This is a genomic window from Chryseobacterium sp. FR054 (assembly GCF_056844565.1).
In genome coordinates, this window is sequence record NZ_JBXDSA010000001.1 from 856,103 (window position 1) to 875,527 (window position 19,425).

Genomic DNA, 19,425 nt, shown 5'->3' on the forward strand with positions numbered 1-19,425 from the left:
AAGTCTTTAAATGATTAAATTAGCCCTGAATTAAAATGCACTGAGATTCTTATGAAAAACTTGTCCTTTGTATTGCTTATCTCACTTGTACAGCCAGCACTGGCACAGACTAAATTAGAAAAAGCAATTACAAATCTTGAAAATAATTACGAACAGGAAAAAGTATATTTACTTACCGACAAATCACAGTATGCAGCCGGCGACAAAATCTGGTTCAAAAGCTTTGTATTTGACGGCTACAACCGTACAGCGCTGTCCACTACCCTGTTTGTTGAACTCTACAATTCCGATAAAAAATTAATAGACTGGAAAACCGTACTTCTTACCAATGGTGAGGGCAGCGGAGATTTTCAGCTGAAAGAAGAACTTCCTGAACAGGTTTATTTTGTAAGGGCCTATACTCCTTACATGACCAATTTTAGTGAAGATTTCCAGATCGTTAAAACAATTCCCGTTTACAATCCCAACTCTACGGAATCGCTGGTGATCTCCAAAAGTTCCGACTGGTCTGCGAAGGCTTTTCCGGAAGGAGGAACTTTCATCAACGGTATGCCTACGAAATTTGCCGTAAGATTATCAGCCGATACTTCCCTGCCGGAAAGCTGGACGGGGAAAATAGTAGATACCCAAAGCCCTAACGTTCCTGTTACTACATTTAAATCTTTTGATAAAAATGTGGCCTCTTTTACCATCACTCCGGTTTCAGGAAAAAAATACCAGGCCATTATTCAGGATAATACGGGGAAAAGCAAAACAATAGATCTGCCACAGGCTTCAGACAGCGGCCTTCATCTGGAGGTCAGCAGTTCTAAAGAAGGGGTAAAATATACCCTGAAGGGCGTTAACTTAAAACAGCAGCTTCAAAACTATAAAATTATCGGGACAATTAATAACCACCTTGCTTATAAGGCTAATGTCCAACAGATGACCAATGAGGCATCAAGCCTTATTCCTACAAAGCTGAACAACGGAGCCAACGGTATTCTGCAGCTGGCGGTCTTTGATGATCAGGATAATCTGGTGGCGCAAAGACTCTGCTTTATAAAACCCGGAAGTTTAAAGATTGAGAAACCGGAAGTTGTAGGCCAGAACATAAAATCAACCCCACGGTCTTTCAACAGTATTGATCTTTCCCCGGAATCTTATTTTAAAAATTATACGGTTCTGGTAAGTGAAGATGATGGCAACAATAAACCTGAAGAGGAAAATATCCTGAGCGGCCTTTGGCTAACGGGAGATTTCACCTCAAAAATAGACAGCCCGGCACAATATTTTTCCAACAATGCCAACACAGAAGCTCTGGATGCCCTTCTTATTTCTGAAAAGTGGAAAAGATTTGACTGGAATTCCGTACTCAGCGGTTCGGTACCCACCCTTAAAACCGATTCCCAGAAGTATCTTTCTTACAGGGCAAGGCCCATTAAAGACAATACCCAGCTCGTGAATACGAATGTCAATTTATTATTGAAACTAGGTAACAATGCTCCTGTTATTAATCCTTTTCAAACGGATCAGAACGGATATATTTATCTAAATAATCTTAATAATGAAGAACCTTTGGAGGTTTCGGTATTTGTAAATTCAGAAAAGGACAAAGAAGCAGGTTCTGATTTGTTTGTTACCATAGAACCCCTGGTAAATCCTACACCGTTTAAAGGCAGTTTCCCGGGTACAAAATATAAATTAGTAAAAAGCGGTGAAAACAAAACTCTTCCTCCAGCTATTTCCAGAGCACTCAACACTCAAAAAAATATAAAAAAAATAGCGGGTACCGATATAGAAATTGAACAGGTAAAATTGGTGGGAAAAAAGAAAGACCCGAAAGAAGAACTGGACAGACAGCTTTCCAGCGGAATGTTCAGTGCTGTAAATTCTACGGTATTCGATTTCGTTAATGAAAATCAGAATGTTTCCGTATCTGGGAATATATTCGACTGGCTGCAGGGAAGAGCGGCCGGTTTAAGTTTTCAGAGAAATAGCTCCGGAGTAAACGTCCCTTATATCCGCGGCAAGCAGGCTAAACTCTATCTGGATGAAATGCCTACCGATCCTTCTATGATCAGCACCCTTCCCATCAGCAATATTGCTATGGTAAAAATTATCAAGGCATCGGGGTTAATAGGTGATGCAGTAGCCGTATATACCATGAGAGGTGATTTGAAAGCTAAAAGCAGTGAAAAACAAACTACGAAAAATAACAATTCGGCGATCATCAAGGGGTATGATAAACCTTCTGAATTTCCTGTTGAAATGCTGGATGATGCTGCGAAAATTGAAAAAGACACCCGCGAAACCCTGTACTGGAATCCTAATTTATTTGACAGTGACTATGTTCCTCCGAGAATCAAATTCTTCAATAATGACAGCGCAAAACAATACAGGGTTCTGATCATAAGCTTTGATGAAGACGACAATCTTCTTTATGAGAATAAAATCTTTAAATAATATTTCTCTGCATATAAAAGCCTTCCGGTAAAAACCGGAAGGCTTTTTAAGTAAATTTAAACGGCATAATCCGGTTCGTCTTAAAGCTGAAAATTTGATCCTGCAGGCTGTTTTTGCACACAGACATCTGAAATTTATTTCCATAATATTTAATTATATTTGAAGATCAACCAATAAGCCATTAAAATGAACGATAGCAAACATGAGATAAAACTCAGGCCGACAACCGTTACCGATCTGGATATTCTTTTTCAATTCCAGCTTGATCCTGAAGCCGGCTATCTGGCTGCGTTTATGCCAAAGGATTTCGCCGATAAAGAAGCCTACCTTGCCAAATACACCCGATTACTGAATGATCCTACCGTGAACAACCAGACCATTATTGCCGGTACTGTGATCGCAGGAAGTATAGCAAAGTTTGTCATGGAGGGCGATGCCGAAATCACGTACTGGATAGATAAAGCTTTCTGGAGAAAAGGTGTTGCAACAGCAGCATTGAAAGATTTTCTTAAGATTGAAACTGCCAGACCTATTTTTGGACGTGTTGCCTTTGACAATATAGGATCGCAGAAGGTTCTTGAGAAATGCGGCTTTGTAAAAACAGGTTCCGACACAGGTTTTGCCAATGCCAGACAGGCGGAAATTGAGGAGTTTATTTACAGGCTTGATCTTTAATTCAGAAATATAAAAAGTACGCTCTCCGAAATCTCCCGCTTCGGAACGCCTTTACTGCATGGGGTTCAAAATGAGGAGATCTTATCCGGCATGGAATACATTAAGTAAAGATTTACTTTTTAAATCTCTATTATCATCCCTTAACAATGCAGGTTACTTACCCGAAATGAAACAATGAAAATAAGCAGCGCTTTTTATGCAGATATTGCCGTGATACAGTTTACCTATTGGTTTAATCATCAGAACAATACACAAATCTGTGCCTGTGCAGAACTTAAAGAAGGCATTCCTTTTGTGGAAATTGACTTTAAGGACACGGATAAGGAACTCATTTTTAAATATGCACTCCGGCTTGGAGAAATACAAAATGAGTTATCCCGAAAAGAAAAATATTCACTGGATTACTTACAGTATCCTCTTCCTCCAAAGGAAGATGAAAAATACCGGTTAGATTAAGTAATTGAAATCATACCGGTGTGGGCCTCTACCCCATTTGCCCCTAGTTTTTCAGACCCGGCCGAAACGTTTGCATCAGTAGAGAATTCACTATTCCCCGGCGGTTATTTTTTAAAATTAATTAGCTATGCCGGTCCCGGTTTCATCCCCCTGGTTTCCCGATACCAACGGAACGGTTTAATCTGGAAAATATACAATGACATCAAACTATGTTATCCCCATGAAAAAAAATTTCTCCAACAATCCGGATTATTTTATTACAATCCATAGAAACTTCATTTGACGCGGATTATTCTTCCTATATAAATCGTCTGATTGTTAGTTGATAAATGTTGTTAAAGATCTTATATTATTGAAACTTATATTTGTTGTATTTATTCAACTGATCAATGAACTAACTTTTTGACTGATCATTAGTAAAGCAATAAAAATTTTCTATAACCGGCTCGTTTTTAACATAATAAAAAAAATGTAAAAATGGCTGCTTCCTGTAATGATGAATAAAAAAATAGTTGTAAACTTGATACGTATCAAAAAAATTACAAAATGAAAAAATTATTATGAGTTTCAACTATTGGAATGGCATTATTTTTACCGATCCACTTTTGATTGGGTTTTTAATATGATTTGTGATATTGGAATATAGAATATGACCGATTCTCAATATAGAGATTTTATGTATGAAGTTAATGCCATGAGTGACCAAATTTGTAAACTTCAGGTAGAAAAGACAGCTATGAATTTTACATCTATCGAAATGAATACCTCTAATATCAAAGAAAGAGGTTAAAATTTAATTTTTTATTAACTATTTAATTCCATTAGCTACTAATGGGGTTTTAAATATTATATAAATTAGCTCAATGGAAAAAGTATTAATTCTTATCTCTGTTGTTTCATACACAATGTTGTTTTCTCAAAAAAAGGATAATATATCTGATTTAAAAGTACGTTATCACATGATAATGGTTTCCGATTCTACTTTATTAAAAAATGAGAATAAAGCTCCTGTTTTTAATTACACATTATTATGCAGTACAAAAAAATCTATTTATTTTGATGAAACAGCAAAAACGTTTTATGACTATTTACATAATAACAGAGCAAGTTACCGTCAACAACCTACAATCAGCTATCCTAAATCTGAAAGCAGTGTCTACAAAGATGAGAATAAATTAATCGTAACACTACCTATTGGAAGAAAAAATTTATACAGATATGAAGAACCTGCTTTAAATTGGGAACTTATAAAAGATAAACAAAAAACGATACTCACTTATTCATGTAACCTGGCTAAAGCTACTTCTGATACAGGAAAAGTTTATTATGCCTGGTATACTACTTCAATTCCTATATCTGAAGGCCCTTTTAGATTTAAAGGATTGAACGGTTTGATTTTAGAAGTTTATAACGAAGAAAAAACAATAAGAATAAATGCCGTTGAAATTGCAAAAATAAAAGAACCTATTGAACCTCTTAAATATGTAAAGATTTTTGATGTCAGTAAATCCGAATTTTTGAAAAAAAGAACAGAATTTATTCTTAAGCCTAATGTAGCAATAGAACCTGATGGAAAGGAAACTATTCCAGAAAGGCAAGCTCCACTAAAAATTAAAGAAAATAATCTATTAGATTAATCAAATTATTTTTTCCAAAATACAAAACAGCAAGGCATTCTTTACGAAGGTCTCGTTGTTTTGTATAAATATATTATATTAAACTAAAACCAGAGACTGTTTAATTATTTCGGTAAATTATTATATTTATATATTATCATCTTAATTATTATGGAACAGCTTTTTCCCCGTCGAAAATTGGCAGGATAACAACTTCAGAAATATTCCTTTTGAAACAGATGACAAAGAATTTTAATATAACAGAGAAAAATGGAAGACCTATACGTATATAAAGACGAATACGACAATGACTGTACATTTCTCAGGAAAAAGTATTATGAGAAGGTATCTGCCTTAATTACTGATTTTTTTGAGGAACCATTACCCGATAATGAGTTCCATCAGCGTTTCCTGAAAGTATTAAATACTCTTGAAGATTATCATGATGTGTATCATATAACAACCGAGATGCCCTTTTACTGGGCGGTCTGCATCATCGAAAACAGATGGACCCACAATCATCTGATAAAAAATAAAACCAATGAAGAGTATAGGGAATGGAGTCATAAATACCGTACAGAAAACGACATCATCACATTTATCATAGAGGGGATCAATGAAGAAACCTATGTTTTCAATAATAATGAGGGCGGCAAAAGTATATTTTTAAGAAAGAAATACTATGAATTCATAGATAGCCTGGTCACTGATTTTTTTAAAAAACCTTTTGAATACAATAAGATGAATGCCGGACTTATTAATCGTTTAAATGCTTTACCTGCCGGTGGAAATTATAAAACGGTCAGCAGCTTTACAGGTAATCCGCCTTACTGGGCGCTGTCGGTCATAGAAAATAAAGAAACAACTGATGTTCTGAGTGTAGAGCAGTTAAAATCATACCCGGAATTTGTTGAGGACTTTTACAGAAAAAACGGGATCAGTTCTTTTATTATTCCGCAGAGCTGAAAATATCCTGATCCTGAAGATCCGTTCATGAACACCAACCGGTCTGAAATATAAGAATATGATTGATTTTGAAATAGAAAATAAGCTCATCACCCCGGAAGAACTGGAGGAATTTGAGATAAAAACAGGGGTATCACTCCCTCAGGATTATAAAGAACACATGCTAAAATATAACGGTGGATCTCCACTGAGCTATCATCTTTATTTCGGAGAGCCGGATGAGGGTATCCTCTTTTCCGGTTTCAAACCGATTAAATATGGTGATTATCCTGTTGAAAAGCAGGACTATTTACCCAACCGGTATCTTAGTATCGGTTATACGGAAACAGGATATTTGGCCATGTCGCTGGATGGAAAAGATTATGGAAATATTTTTGTTTATTATTCAGAAGCAGAATTAAAATTGCTGGCTTCATCTTTTACTGAATTTTTAGACGGCTTGTCGGAAAGCGAATAATTCGTATAGACACTCTAAAGCAGTACCGTCTTCAATGCACTCAATTTTCACATTCATCAGCAGCCGGGTTAATGGAAATTTAATTATTTTTATGGCTAAACTATAAACCTGAAACGAGTGAAAAACTGTAAACCTTTGAATCGTATAAAAATACCTGGTCACCTCTCATCAATACCTGTATCGGAGAATGTAAGTTTTCCTAAAAAATCTGTGAGCAGCAGGGCTTTTGTCATGAGCCTTATTTTGATATTATGCCTTTTTACGGGTAATCTGCTATCCGCTATTCCACCCGGTTTTACTACCCGGAACATAAAGTTCAGCAGTGAAGGGGTATCGCTTTCAGGGACAATTTTTAAGCCTGACCGTACATCTGCCGCAGTTGTCATTGTACATGGCTCCGGACAGGAAAAAAGAATGATAGAATTTGCAACACTTCTGGCTGAAAACGGCATTGCTGTTTTAACGTACGACAAGCGCGGCGTCGGGGAATCAGGCGGGATATATGCCGGTCCGGAAGTGGGAACCAATAATGTAGACTCCGGAAACCTTAACCTGCTGTCTTCAGATGCAAGTGCCGCTGTAAATACATTATATAAAGACCTGGGAAAATCTCATGTCCCTATTGGTTTAATCGGGGGCAGCCAGGCTGGATGGATTATTCCGCTGGCCGCCCAAAAAAATAAAAAGATCAGATTTATGACGATATTCAGCGGGGCACTTATCACCGTTAAACAGCAGCTCCGGTTTCAGTTTTATACCAATGGAAATTCGGGGTTTTGGGATACCCATACGGAAGAAGATGCACGGAAACACATTATGACCGATCCCGACAGATATGAATTTACAGATACTGACCCCCTCAGTACTCTTTCTCAATTATCAGTTCCGGGGCTATGGATTTTTGGAGGCAGAGATATACAGGTTCCCGTTAATCTGTCCATCGAACACCTGAATGCTTTAAAATCCAAAAACAGATACTATGAATATAAACTGTACCCGGCTTTAGGGCACAATACTGCATTTTCAGACTCTGAAGAACCTGTTGAATATGCTATAAACTGGATAAAAAAACAGAAAATGACCCAATAGTAAAAAGTGTGACCATAGAGAATAACTGCCGGTCTGTTTCATCTTTATCAGTCAATAGAACTCAAAATAACTTTCCCGCTCCTTTTTCCGGCTTCGTTAGCCTGATCCGGGCGACTGTACAAAATAAAAAAACAGCATCTTTCAAAAGAAAATCCCAAATATTCCGTTTAATTCTTAAATTTGACTAATGCAAAAGAATCTATATCTCATCATTATACTATTTTCTCTCAGCAGCTGCTATACGTACCAGGTAAAAAAACAGCCGGATCCGGCCGCCGATAATAGCCAGGAAGCTAAAAAAGGAATCACACCTGCCAATAATGCTGCTTTACCAATGAAAAAGACCGCAGAAGAAGCGCAGAATCTGAAATTGCAGCAGCCGGCAGCCCCAGTCAGTATTCAGGAAAAACTGGCTCCTAATAAAAATGTTAAAATAGATGTTGAAGGCAGATCTTATAAAATAATCGTTGACCGTTGGGAAAGCGACAGCCTGGTGGCACACCCCGTTAATAATGCTAAAAAAACGCTGAAATTCCATAAGAACCAGATCAATGCGGAAAAAATTGCAGAAAAACGGTTTTCACAACCCATAGCCGATATTCTTACCGTGGCTGCTTATACTGCAATTGGTGTTGGAATTTATTTTCTTGTCCGATAGTTTTAAAGGTATTATTTATGGCTTTCTTCTGCAGATTCTATACATTCCCGAAGAACGCAGATCTTTTTATTGAATGGATAATAAAAATCGCAGATTTAAAATCTTGTGAGCTTTATACCCAAAGTATTTAAGTTTAAAAATAACTTAGATGTTAAATTGTTTTATCCCTTTTGTGGTTAAAAAATCTGCTCAATCTGCATGATCAGCGAGCCAAAACAAAAGAAAATCCAGCAAATTTGCCGAACCAATCAATAAAAAGTATGGAAGATCACCAAACTGAATTTAGTCTGACTGTAAATGGCAGAATAGCGGGAACCTCATTTAAAAAAATAGAAGAGCTGATCGTTCCTTATTTCAAGGACCTCACAAAGATCAGTTTTCATGATGACGATGATTATACGGTATCGCTGGAAAATAAAAATTGGGAATTAGATATGAATCTGTCTAAAATCCTCATAAAAAATACAGAAGAAGATTATTTCTTAGGTGCCGCCTGTAAAGGGACATTTGAAGAAGGAGAAAAAGCCCTGAAAGAATTTGCTGCATATCTGCATGAGAACGGATTTATGTATTCTCTGGAATATGAAGATATCGCTAACAACGAATATCTGATACAACACCCTGGTTGGAATATTTTTTTTGATGAAAGGAAACAGAAAACCTATCCTGAATCAGAAGGGTAAAAGAAGAAAAACACTATCCGGATAAACAAAAGTCTACTCTATTGAATAAATTCTGCAGATTTTATACATTCCCGCAGATTCCACAGATAACGCAGGTCTTGTTATTGGTAATCCAATAAAAATCGCAGATCTTATGTTAACTTTTATGCTCAAAGTATTTAAGATTAAAATAGCATGTGCAAAAAACTTTTGTCCCTTTCGCGGTTAAAAAATCTGCTCAATCTGCATGATCTGTGAGAAAAAACAAAAGAAAACCCAATTCACAAAACCTCCTTATCACCGATCCAGGCCTACATTTCTCTCCTTTCCGGAATAAGGTACGCTATTTTGGCAGTGTTACTCTTATATTATTAAGACTCTGGAAAATATGTATTTTCTTTTCCCTTGCCATTCTGTACAGAAATTCGTTTCTTTCCTGAATCGGCAGATTCAGTATGTGATCAAAGGATCCAATGGTTACTCCATTTGCGCCACCGTCTTTTTTAAACTGCTCTGTGACTATTTTCAGAATTTCAGCTTCTATTTCTTCCATTTTTTCCATAAATAATTAGTCCGGTTTTTTACATACAAATTCAAAAATAGCATCGGCTATTGAGTCAGGAACTATTCTATTCTACGTTCTGGCTACCGTCACTTCAGAACCTTTGCTAGTATACTCAATAAACTTTTCTAATTCTAATGCCTTTTCCCACAATGAATCCCCCACTGCCACCCGAATATTTACCGGGAGATGTTACTTTTTTGTCCGGGTATTCAGCAGTCATAATTAAAATTTTGGCAAATATACTAAAAGATCCCTGCCGCCGCACGAATCTTCTGTGTGGTATCCGGTACACCCGCTCAGACATTCTAAAAACGGCAATATCATCTGAAAGATCTTTTTCATCAGAATCATTTGTTGCACTTCTGTATTTATTTACATCAGTTATGAGCCTCTGATGATCTGCTGTATTTCTTTTTGAAATGTCCTGTTCTGTTTTCTGATCTTTATGATAAAGTATAGTAAAATGACAATAAGAATAATTCCTACGCAGGCTGAGACCATCTTTACAGAGCTGTAATATGATTTCAGTTTTTCACTTTTCCTCAGAGTTTCCTTATTATGATCATTGATCACGTGGTTAATAGAAACCAGCTCATTCTGCTTTCTCTGAAAACGCATTTCAAAAAACTTTTTATTGTAGAGCTGAAAAGAATCCTGTTTTCCCATAGCAAGATAATTATCTGCCATTTCTTTGTAGATTCCTTCATTCAGGATAATGTCTCCCGTGTTTTTAGAAAGGTCTGCGGCTTTTACCAGGAGATTCAGGGCTTCCCGGTTTTCGTATTTCTGTTTATACAATTCGGCCATCCCTTTCAGGGCGAATGCCTCCAGGCTTTTCGCTTGGTTTCTGCGGGCATATTCTATGGACTGTAAAAATGCCTGTTGTGCTTTGCCTGTCTGATTAAGATTAAGGTAACAGTATCCTATATTATAATATACCACACTCATGTTGGAGTAGGTTGATTTTTTTAAAGAAACTTTTTCAAAGTTTTGTATCGAGATCAGAAATTTTTCCAGAGCAATTTCAGAATTGGACTGGCTTTTATAGATCATCCCTCTTATAGCATAGGTTCGGCCTGCTCCAATATATTTTTCACGGGCATTGGCGGGTATCTTGGCCAGATACTGATCCGCTTCATCCAACGTTTCAAGGCTTTTGCTGAACAGCTCCATCTGCTGGTATTGGGTGGCTACTGCAATCAGAACGCTTGCCTGGCTTTTGAAGTCATTGCTTTTCTGTGAAAGTTCTTTTGCTTTCAGAATATACTGTAAAGACTCATCAAAGTTTCTTTTGGCAATATTAGCCGTAGAAAGCAGCATATAAATATCAATAGATATCATGATATCATGATCCTTTTTGAGTAACTGCTTTCCTATCCGTATGGCGTTATCCGGATTATCATAAATTTCGAGCTGGGCCTGTCTGAGCAGGATACTGTCTGAAGCTTTCTGCGCTTTCACAAGAATACAAAAGAACGGCAAAAGCAGGATCCCTATTTTTACGATTAACTTCATAACGCTTTACCTTTAATAATTTCCTGAATATAAGCATTAGGGGACATTCCCGTAACGGATTTGAAAACGGTTGTAAATGCACTGTGTGATGAAAATCCTGAATATTCTGCAAGATAACTCACTTTATAATTCAGAAATACAGGATCGTTTTTCAACAGCTGGACAATATGGTTGATTCTGAGTTTATTGATATAGCCATTGAAATTTTTCTCCCTGCTGTTAATGACCTCCGAAAGATATTTCGTATTGATTTCCAGCTGGGAAGAAAGCAGGGCCAGAGACATATTATTATTCAGGTAGCGGTCTGACTGCTCAAATTCTTTAAGCTTTTGAAGGATTTCTTCTTCTTTTTCCTTAGATACCTTACCGGAACCCGAATCTATCACCTGTGTTTTTTCCGTAACCGTTTCTATTACAGATAATTTATGATGATTCTTACTGTTCTGTCTTACAAAAAAATCAAATTGCTTTTTAAGGTCTGTATTTTTGCTTTTAATGATGAGAAAGTAAATAAATAAACCAATGATGATCAGGAACAGACACAGTAAAGGCCATAAAGATCTGAAATAAATCTGTCTTTGAAATTCAATATTTTTATTCTGATTGGTTTCCACAAGCTTTATGATATAGCGTATTCCTTCCCTTGCATTGGCATCCGTTGTTGTTTTCAGATCATTGTACAGTTTATTATACTCATGGTATTTTACATCATCATGAAGAGCAAAATAAGTGCGGGATAACGATTCATAGATTTTAATTTTTAAATTATTGAAAGGAAGGTGCTCAACTAATGAAAGCGAGGTTTCCAGTTTCTGGACAGAGGTCGTGTAATCCTGTTTTAAAAAATAATATTGTGACAGATTTTCATAGGCAAGACTTAAAAGAAACGGCTGATTTTTCTGTTTTTCAAGATCTGAAATAACACGGTCTATAAGATTTTTATATTCATCCAGTCTGTTTTCTTTCAGCAGATAAAAAGAGCGGAATATTTTGTTTTCCGTTTTTATTATTCTGTTTTCTTCATTACCATTGCTGATGTATCGGTCACTGATATCAAGGTTTTTCAAAGCATCAGAATACGCTCTGCTGATCACTGAATTCAGGGCCTGCAGCTGATAAAGTTTTGCCGTAGTTATCCTTAATGCCGGATCATTGCTGGTGAGAAGTTTCTGATCCGATAAGAGCCGGGCAATAATTGCTTTTGACTGATTATAAAGTCCAACATTCTGATATTGATCTGCAAGCGTATAATCGCTGAAAACCTGTCTGAAATAGGAAATGCCTTTTTTTTGATCAAAATCTTCTTTTTGAGAGAAAATATTGACAGACTGCACATAGTCGCCTTTCATAGCAAAGGCCTGCGAAATAATACTTTGTAATATTAATTGATGCTCAGGATCCTGATCACTTACAAGTATTCCCTGTGTATAACTGATGCACTCGTCTGAATTTTGATAAAGCTTTTCAAATGCCTTATCCGCCAGAATATTAAAATCAGGACCGGATTGGCCGTTAATGAGAATCGAACAACAGATTAAAACCAACAGAAAAACTCTTCTGTTACTTTGAAATATTTTTTTGAATAGTAGGATTTCCTTCATATGTTTTTATAATTCTCTTTTATCCGTATTCAAAATGGCAGTTCATTAGCGTCCGCAATTATTATTTTTTGTGTCTTTATTTCTTTTGAAATTCACGAATTGTGAAAGTTCAATGCTTTTGATTGGGTAAATATAATATTAATATTGTTCTATCTCATTTTAAACAATAAAAAATAATACAGAATGAAAAATTATTACACAATGTCAATGAAAATATTGACCATTTATTTCTTAATGAAATTTGGCTTTGCAGATGCCCAGCTCACCATAATAAATGTAGGAGAAAATTACAATGTAGGAGGAGTTTCGAACAACGGCATCGTAAGTTTTCAAAAATTTGGCAACGGAACAATCTATAAATGGACCGTTGACAGTGGAATTGTGCAGATCGGAGCTTTATCAAGCGGAAATATGATTTCAGGTAACGCTCTTATTTCCACTAACGGATCCGTAATATCTTCCTCCCAGACAAATCCTGTAACAGGCTTCGAAGAAATTTCAACCTACGATATGGCAACCTCTACATGGACGAACAGAGGAGCACTTGTACCCGCAGCAGCCGGAGGAAGTGAAAGCTGTTCCTGGGGAATGTCTCCGGATGGAAACACGGTTGTTGGGCTGGGCTATATTGCAGCAGGTCCTTCAGAAGCTCATGCCATTAAATGGAACCAGGCAAGTGGTCTTGTAGATCTTGGAAGCATGGTACCCGGGCGCAGTTCCAGGGCTAACGCCGTAAATGCTGATGGCAGTGTAGTGGTAGGATGGCAGGATGAGCCGATGGGAATAAGAAGAGGAGCAAAATGGGTAGATGGAGTAGAAACTTTTATCACCGATAATAGCGGAAATAATGTAAGAGAAGCACAAGGTGTTTCTGCAGACGGCAGTACCATCATCGGAACAGGAGATCCCAATCCCTATGTATGGACCGCTGCCACAGGAATGACTTATATAACACATCCCAACGCTTCTTTCTTTTTCAGTGGAGGAGCCACCGGAATTTCCGGAGATGGAAAAAAGGTAATTGGCTATTACAGACAGTTCGGAGGAATGCCAATGGATGGGGAAGGTTTTATATGGACCCGGGATGGCGGACGTGTTAATCTGAATGAGTATGTAGAATCCTTAGGAATATCAACCAATGGAATTACACTGGGACTTCCCACTGCCATTTCCCGGGATGGGACAAAGATTGCAGGAACGGGACTGGATACCTCTTATAATATAGTTACTTTCTACCTTGATCTCAGCCAGTATTTAAGCGTTAAAGATCCTGTAAAGAATCAGAATGATAAAGGTATTTATCCTAATCCTGTAAACGATATTTTATATTTCAAAGGTACAGGAAAAATTGAAAAAGCAGAGATTTATAATATGGTTGGGCAAAAAATAAAATCATTTGATTCCGTAGAAGGCCAGATCAACGTATCATCACTGTTAAAAGGAAATTATATTCTGCGGTATTCCGTAAAAGGAGGAGGACAGGAAAGCTATAAGTTTATAAAAAAATAACACCAAGTGAAATAAATTAAACCCTTAAAGAGCTGCCGCCTGTGTAGCTCTTTTTATTCTTTCGGAATTCACGAATTATGAAAGCCAATATCTTTTTATGAAAATAATATAGTCTTAATATTGTTTTTCAACAATTTGAACACTAAACATATAGAATTTATGAAAAAATCTCACAAAATGACAATGAAAACTTTGGCAGCTTCCTTTTTCCTGGCGTTTAATATAGCAGAAGCCCGGCTTACTGTAATAGCAACAGGAGATAACTATAATGTAGGAGGAGTATCCAATAATGGGATGGTGAGTATGCAGGTTACTACTGCGGGTAAAATATTCACATGGACACAAACTGAAGGACTGGTACAGATTGGTAGCGTAGATAGCAGCGTTGCAGGTATACCCACTATTTCCAGTAACGGGACTATGGTTGCTGCAACCTATATCAATTCAGCAACAGGGGTTAATGAAATCTCAACATATGATGTGGCTTCGTCTACCTGGACCAATAGAGGAGCTTTTCCGGCAACCGGCAGCGGCGGAGGGCACAGTTCCTCCTGGGGAATGTCAGCAGATGGAAGTACTGTTGTAGGATTAGGCCTTTTTAGTGCATCACTTGGTCACGCGGTAAAATGGACTCAGGCCGGCGGGCTCATAGATTTGGGAAGTATTGTAAACGGAAGTAGTTCCAGAGCCAATGGTGTGAATTCTGACGGCAGCGTTATTGTCGGATGGCAGGATCTGGCCAACGGAGCAAGACGAGGCGCAAAATGGGTGAACGGAATACAAACCTTCATTACAGATAATAACGGAAATAATGTAGGTGAAGCATTTGGAGTCTCCGCAGACGGAAATATAATAATAGGCACCCATGCCCTGAAGCCTTACGTCTGGGATTCCGTTACCGGACTAACCACTATAACGCATCCTAACAGTTCCGCTACTTTCAGAGGGGCAGCTACATGTATTTCCTCTGACGGCTCTAAAGTCTTGGGATATTACAGAATATTTAATGGCCCGCCAATGGGTGGAGAAGGCTTTATCTGGACCAAAACCGGCGGACGTATAAATCTGAACGATTATGTAACATCATTAGGAATTGCAACCAATGGAATTACACTGGGATTTCCTGCAGCTATTTCACAGGATGGGACTAAAATTGCAGGAACGGGAATGAATGCTTCCAATATTCCGGTAGCTTTTTATCTGGATCTTTCACGATATTTATCTGTACATGATGCTGAGAAAGAGAAAGATAAAAATGACATCACTGTTTATCCAAACCCGGTAACTGATATTTTATACTTTAAAGGAACTTCAAAAATTGAAAAAGCAGAAGTTTACAATATGGCAGGACAAAAAGTAAAATCATTCGGTTCTGTAAATGACAGGATTAATGTATCATCCTTATTAAAAGGAGATTATATACTACAATATTCAGTAAAAGGAAAAGGACAGCAGAGTTATAAATTTATAAAAAAGTAAGCGTAACCCGCTTTCAAAATTCACGAATTATGAAAGCAAATTTTTTAATCGACTACCTAATAATTAATAAATACTAAAAATGAAAAATCGCATCAAAATATCCGTACAAATGTTGACGGCTTCATTTATGATGGCATTTGGAACAGCTGATGCCCAGCTTACCGTAATGTCAACAGGATCCAATTATAATGTCGGGGGAGTTTCTGATAATGGAGTGGTAAGCATGCACATAAGTGGAGACGGTACAATATTTAAATGGACTGCCGATGGAGGGCTTGTTCAGATTGGCGCATTGTCAGGGGGAAGTATGATTGCCGGAAATACTCTTGTAACCAGTAACGGAAATATGATCTCATCTGCATTTACAAACCCTGCTACCGGATTTCCTGAGATATCAACTTATAATTTAGCCACCTCCAGCTGGACAAACAGAGGGGCCCTATCCCCTACCAGCCCCGGAGGAGGTGAAAGTACTCCTTACGGAATGTCTTCGGATGGAAACACCATTGTAGGACTAAGCTTTCTTGATAGCGCCAGTGTACATGCCGTGAAATGGACCCCATCCAGCGGGATGGTAGATCTGGGCAGTATAGTACCGGGACGCGACTCCAGAGCCAATGGGGTGAGTGCAGACGGAAATGTAATTGTTGGATGGCAGGATGAGGAAACCGGAATACGGAGAGGAGTAAAATGGGTGGATGGAACAGAAAGTTTCATTACCGATAATACAGGAAGTTACGTAGATGAAGCACAGGGGGTTTCAGCAGATGGAAGTACAATCATAGGCGGTGGCGGCGGAAATCCAACCCCTTATATCTGGAATGCGGCCACCGGACTCACTTATATTACCCATCCTAATGCTTCTACTTTCTTCAGAGGAGGAGCAACCGGTATTTCCGCAGATGGCAAAACGGTAATCGGTTATTACAGACCATTAGGTGGACCTCCAATGGCAGGTGAAGGATTTATATGGACACCAACAGGAGGACGTGTTAAACTGAATGATTATGTAGCATCATTAGGAATTGCAACCAATGGAATTACACTGGGACTTCCGCAGGCTATTTCCCGGGATGGAAAGAAAATTGCCGGAATGGGAGTGGATGCAAATTTTCAGTTCGTAGCATTTTATCTGGATCTTACCAGCTACTTATCCGTAAATGATGCGGTGAAAGATAAAAACAGCATAGTAATTTATCCTAATCCCGTAGCTGATGTTTTATATTTTAAAGGAACAGACAGAATAGAAAAAGCAGAAATTTATAATATGGTGGGACAGAAAATAAAATCATTCGGTTTTATAGAAGGTAAAATAGATGTGTCATCATTATCAAAAGGAGACTATATACTGCAATATTCTGTAAAAGGAAGAAATCCGGAAAGTTATAAATTCGTTAAAAAGTAGATGAATTGTGTGGCCGCAACTTATAAATTAATGAACAGAGAGTTGCGCAAGAGTTAGTTTTATAATATTGATTTTAAGTATTTTGTAATTTTCTCTCTTTTAAAATTCACGAATTATGAAAGCTGAATTCTTTCAGATGTAAAGCGGTCACAACCTGAGCTGACAATGGGGTACTAAAAATATTTGTCAGCCATTCCATATCCTTACCTTCACAAGTAAGGATTTTTTGTTTTAATGAAGGAATCTCCGGCAATTTCTATTTCGCTATTGTCCTCCTCCCTACCCGCGTGTGATCTTTAGCACAGCAATCGTAGTTCTACTACAATTTTTCAGATTTAATATAAATTTACATTCCATAATTTATTTTTTTTCTAAATTAGGTGACATAATACCAAAAAACACACAAAAACATTATGAAAAACACCTCAAATTCTGATAAAGTTTCAGAAAACCACATTCCGGGCATCAACCGGGTGGTAAAACTGGACATTGTGGTTGAGGGTAAGGTTATCAATCACTTTAAACATTTTCGCTTACAACAGAGCGCAAGAAAGCACCATGATTTTGAACTGGTACTGGCTCATGACTCTTTGGGTGAAGTGCAGAACCACAACCTTGCACAGGCACAGAAGTTTCTGGGAAAAAGAATCACCGTTGTTTTCAGGTATAAAGATGCCGAAGATGAAAGCCCCGAAAGAACATTTGTGGGGCTCATCACCAAAGTAGCATTCAGCCAGGAAAAAATGAGCCTGGGAAATATTATCCTGAAAGGAATGAGTCCCACGATTCTGATGGACGCAGCCCCGCATACCCAGAGTTTCGGAGGAAGCCAGGAGGTGAATACCAACATTATTGCCAACCGGATTATTAAAGAAACCTTAGGGACCAATAAATTCGATTTCAGGGTAGATACCCGGAACAAAAGCTATATCAAATACAGTGCACAATACAACGAAACCCATTATAACTATCTCACAAGGATTGCAGAAGCCTACGGAGAACAGTTTTATTATGACGGAGAGATCCTTCATTTCGGCAAGCTCCCCTCTTCAGAAAAACCGATTCAGCTGATGTATGGAAGCAATGTAGATGAGGTGGTTGTAGAGCTGAAAGCCGTTCACACCAAACCTGAATACTTCGGCTATAACAGCAGCAGCCATACCAAAATGGTAGGTTCCGACGACCGTATACAGCATCCTGGAGAACTCTCATCCAAAGCCTATGAACTGAATGAAACGATTTTCACCACCCGTTCTCTCACCCCTGCACCCGTGAATGCCAATATGTTCCTTGATGTGGATGATTCCCAGAAAAGCGCAAGGGGCAGCAAAGCCGTAGAAGTTTTTACCGTTACAGGACAGACAACGGTTCCGTTCCTGTACATCGGCTGTGTTGCAGATTTGGCCATGAGAAAGACAGACAGCAATGAAACCTCACATTTTACCACATTGATGATCACAGAGGTGAAACACGAAGTGGATGCAAGAGGATATTACACAGGAACCTTTGAAGCCATCGCTGAAGGAACAGGTTTTATGCCTAAACCAGATTTTGAAATGCCCAATGCAGAACCGCAGGTAGCCACTGTGATCTCCAACGCAGATCCTCTGAACCAGGGCAGAATACAGGTACGTTTCGACTGGCAGCTGAATGACACCACCCATTTTATCCGGATGATGAGCCCCGATGCAGGCGGAACTGATGCCATTACCCAGAACAGAGGTTTTGTAGCCGTTCCGGAAATCGGCGATCAGGTGATGGTGGGATTTGAATACCAAAATCCCGATTTTCCATTTGCTATGGGCGGAATGTTCCACGGACAGGTTGGCCTGGGCGGAGGTGTAGACAACCATCTGAAATCTATACAGACCAGAAGCGGCATCAGGGTTTTAATGAATGATGCGGACAAAAGTGTAACCATCAAAGACCCAAGCGGAAATACCTATTTTATGGATGGTCAGGGCAATATTCAGGTAACTGCACCGAAGAATATGACCTTTATAGCCGGAGAAGACATGCATATTTCAGTGGGCAGGAATATGACCACCAGGATCGGACAGGACAGCACCATCAATATTGGCAACGATCACACTGAATCCATTACCAAAAGATATACCCAGACCTCAGAAAACAAAAGTGTTACCGTAAGAAAAGATCAGACAGAAAGCACGGGTAATAAATTTAAAAGCATTGCCGGAGAAGCCGATATACAGACCTCTAAAGGTGATTTAAAACTGAGAGGAACCACATTAGCCGTATTCCAGGGAGGAAAAGACGTTAAAGTAAGTAAAGGCTAAGCCTGTTTCGGGTGATGAAAGTAAATTTTC

The 19,425-nt window shown here is 38.2% G+C and carries 17 protein-coding genes; 13 read left to right on the forward strand and 4 right to left on the reverse strand.

Annotated elements, in window-relative coordinates; translation table 11 throughout:
- Nucleotides 1–51 precede the first annotated feature (51 nt).
- From AC106S_RS04180 to AC106S_RS04205, 6 genes are all read left to right on the forward strand, one after another.
- Nucleotides 52–2,445, forward strand: coding sequence for a hypothetical protein (locus tag AC106S_RS04180; protein ID WP_482437876.1), 2,394 nt, complete (start codon nt 52–54; stop codon nt 2,443–2,445).
- Nucleotides 2,446–2,631: 186 nt separating this feature from the next.
- A complete protein-coding gene (locus tag AC106S_RS04185) occupies nt 2,632–3,120 on the forward strand; it encodes a GNAT family N-acetyltransferase (protein WP_482437877.1) in 489 nt (162 codons plus the stop codon).
- 174 nt (nt 3,121–3,294) lie between these two features.
- The gene (locus tag AC106S_RS04190) at nt 3,295–3,576 is read left to right on the forward strand and encodes a hypothetical protein (RefSeq protein ID WP_482437878.1); all 282 of its coding nucleotides are present in this window, start codon (nt 3,295–3,297) and stop codon (nt 3,574–3,576) included.
- A gap of 863 nt (nt 3,577–4,439) precedes the next feature.
- The gene (locus AC106S_RS04195) at nt 4,440–5,213 is read left to right on the forward strand and encodes a GLPGLI family protein (protein ID WP_482437879.1); all 774 of its coding nucleotides are present in this window, start codon (nt 4,440–4,442) and stop codon (nt 5,211–5,213) included.
- 249 nt (nt 5,214–5,462) lie between these two features.
- Entirely contained in the window at nt 5,463–6,158 is a 696-nt protein-coding gene (locus AC106S_RS04200; RefSeq protein WP_482437880.1) for a hypothetical protein, read from the forward strand.
- Between the two features lie 58 nt (nt 6,159–6,216).
- The gene (locus AC106S_RS04205) at nt 6,217–6,615 is read left to right on the forward strand and encodes an SMI1/KNR4 family protein (protein ID WP_482437881.1); all 399 of its coding nucleotides are present in this window, start codon (nt 6,217–6,219) and stop codon (nt 6,613–6,615) included.
- Nucleotides 6,616–6,773: 158 nt separating this feature from the next.
- Here the strand turns inward: AC106S_RS04205 and AC106S_RS04210 are convergent, their stop codons facing one another.
- Nucleotides 6,774–7,001, reverse strand: a complete 228-nt coding sequence (locus tag AC106S_RS04210; RefSeq protein ID WP_482437882.1) for a hypothetical protein — start codon at nt 6,999–7,001, stop codon at nt 6,774–6,776.
- A gap of 28 nt (nt 7,002–7,029) precedes the next feature.
- On the opposite strand from AC106S_RS04210, the gene AC106S_RS04215 reads away from it, so the two are divergent.
- From AC106S_RS04215 to AC106S_RS04225, 3 genes are all read left to right on the forward strand, one after another.
- Nucleotides 7,030–7,704 (forward strand): alpha/beta hydrolase family protein, encoded by a 675-nt coding sequence (locus tag AC106S_RS04215; RefSeq protein ID WP_482437883.1) that lies wholly within the window; start codon nt 7,030–7,032, stop codon nt 7,702–7,704.
- Nucleotides 7,705–7,891: 187 nt separating this feature from the next.
- The gene (locus AC106S_RS04220) at nt 7,892–8,362 is read left to right on the forward strand and encodes a hypothetical protein (protein WP_482437884.1); all 471 of its coding nucleotides are present in this window, start codon (nt 7,892–7,894) and stop codon (nt 8,360–8,362) included.
- 260 nt (nt 8,363–8,622) lie between these two features.
- Complete coding sequence (locus tag AC106S_RS04225; RefSeq protein WP_482437885.1) at nt 8,623–9,045, forward strand: hypothetical protein; 423 nt, start codon at nt 8,623–8,625, stop codon at nt 9,043–9,045.
- Between the two features lie 322 nt (nt 9,046–9,367).
- Here the strand turns inward: AC106S_RS04225 and AC106S_RS04230 are convergent, their stop codons facing one another.
- The 3 genes from AC106S_RS04230 to AC106S_RS04240 all read right to left on the reverse strand — a co-directional run bounded on the left by AC106S_RS04230 (nt 9,368) and on the right by AC106S_RS04240 (nt 12,705).
- Nucleotides 9,368–9,586, reverse strand: coding sequence for a hypothetical protein (locus tag AC106S_RS04230; protein ID WP_482437886.1), 219 nt, complete (start codon nt 9,584–9,586; stop codon nt 9,368–9,370).
- A gap of 384 nt (nt 9,587–9,970) precedes the next feature.
- The gene (locus tag AC106S_RS04235) at nt 9,971–11,104 is read right to left on the reverse strand and encodes a tetratricopeptide repeat protein (protein ID WP_482437887.1); all 1,134 of its coding nucleotides are present in this window, start codon (nt 11,102–11,104) and stop codon (nt 9,971–9,973) included.
- The gene (locus tag AC106S_RS04240) at nt 11,101–12,705 is read right to left on the reverse strand and encodes a helix-turn-helix domain-containing protein (protein ID WP_482437888.1); all 1,605 of its coding nucleotides are present in this window, start codon (nt 12,703–12,705) and stop codon (nt 11,101–11,103) included. Before AC106S_RS04240 ends, AC106S_RS04235 begins: the two co-directional genes overlap by 4 nt.
- A 183-nt stretch (nt 12,706–12,888) precedes the next feature.
- On the opposite strand from AC106S_RS04240, the gene AC106S_RS04245 reads away from it, so the two are divergent.
- The 4 genes from AC106S_RS04245 (at nt 12,889) to AC106S_RS04260 (ending at nt 19,395) form a co-directional block, all read left to right on the forward strand.
- Nucleotides 12,889–14,214 (forward strand): T9SS type A sorting domain-containing protein, encoded by a 1,326-nt coding sequence (locus AC106S_RS04245; protein ID WP_482437889.1) that lies wholly within the window; start codon nt 12,889–12,891, stop codon nt 14,212–14,214.
- Nucleotides 14,215–14,397: 183 nt separating this feature from the next.
- Complete coding sequence (locus AC106S_RS04250; protein WP_482437890.1) at nt 14,398–15,693, forward strand: T9SS type A sorting domain-containing protein; 1,296 nt, start codon at nt 14,398–14,400, stop codon at nt 15,691–15,693.
- A 79-nt stretch (nt 15,694–15,772) separates the two neighbouring features.
- The gene (locus tag AC106S_RS04255) at nt 15,773–17,098 is read left to right on the forward strand and encodes a T9SS type A sorting domain-containing protein (protein WP_482437891.1); all 1,326 of its coding nucleotides are present in this window, start codon (nt 15,773–15,775) and stop codon (nt 17,096–17,098) included.
- A gap of 413 nt (nt 17,099–17,511) precedes the next feature.
- Entirely contained in the window at nt 17,512–19,395 is a 1,884-nt protein-coding gene (locus tag AC106S_RS04260) for a type VI secretion system Vgr family protein (RefSeq protein ID WP_482437892.1), read from the forward strand.
- Nucleotides 19,396–19,425 lie beyond the last annotated feature (30 nt).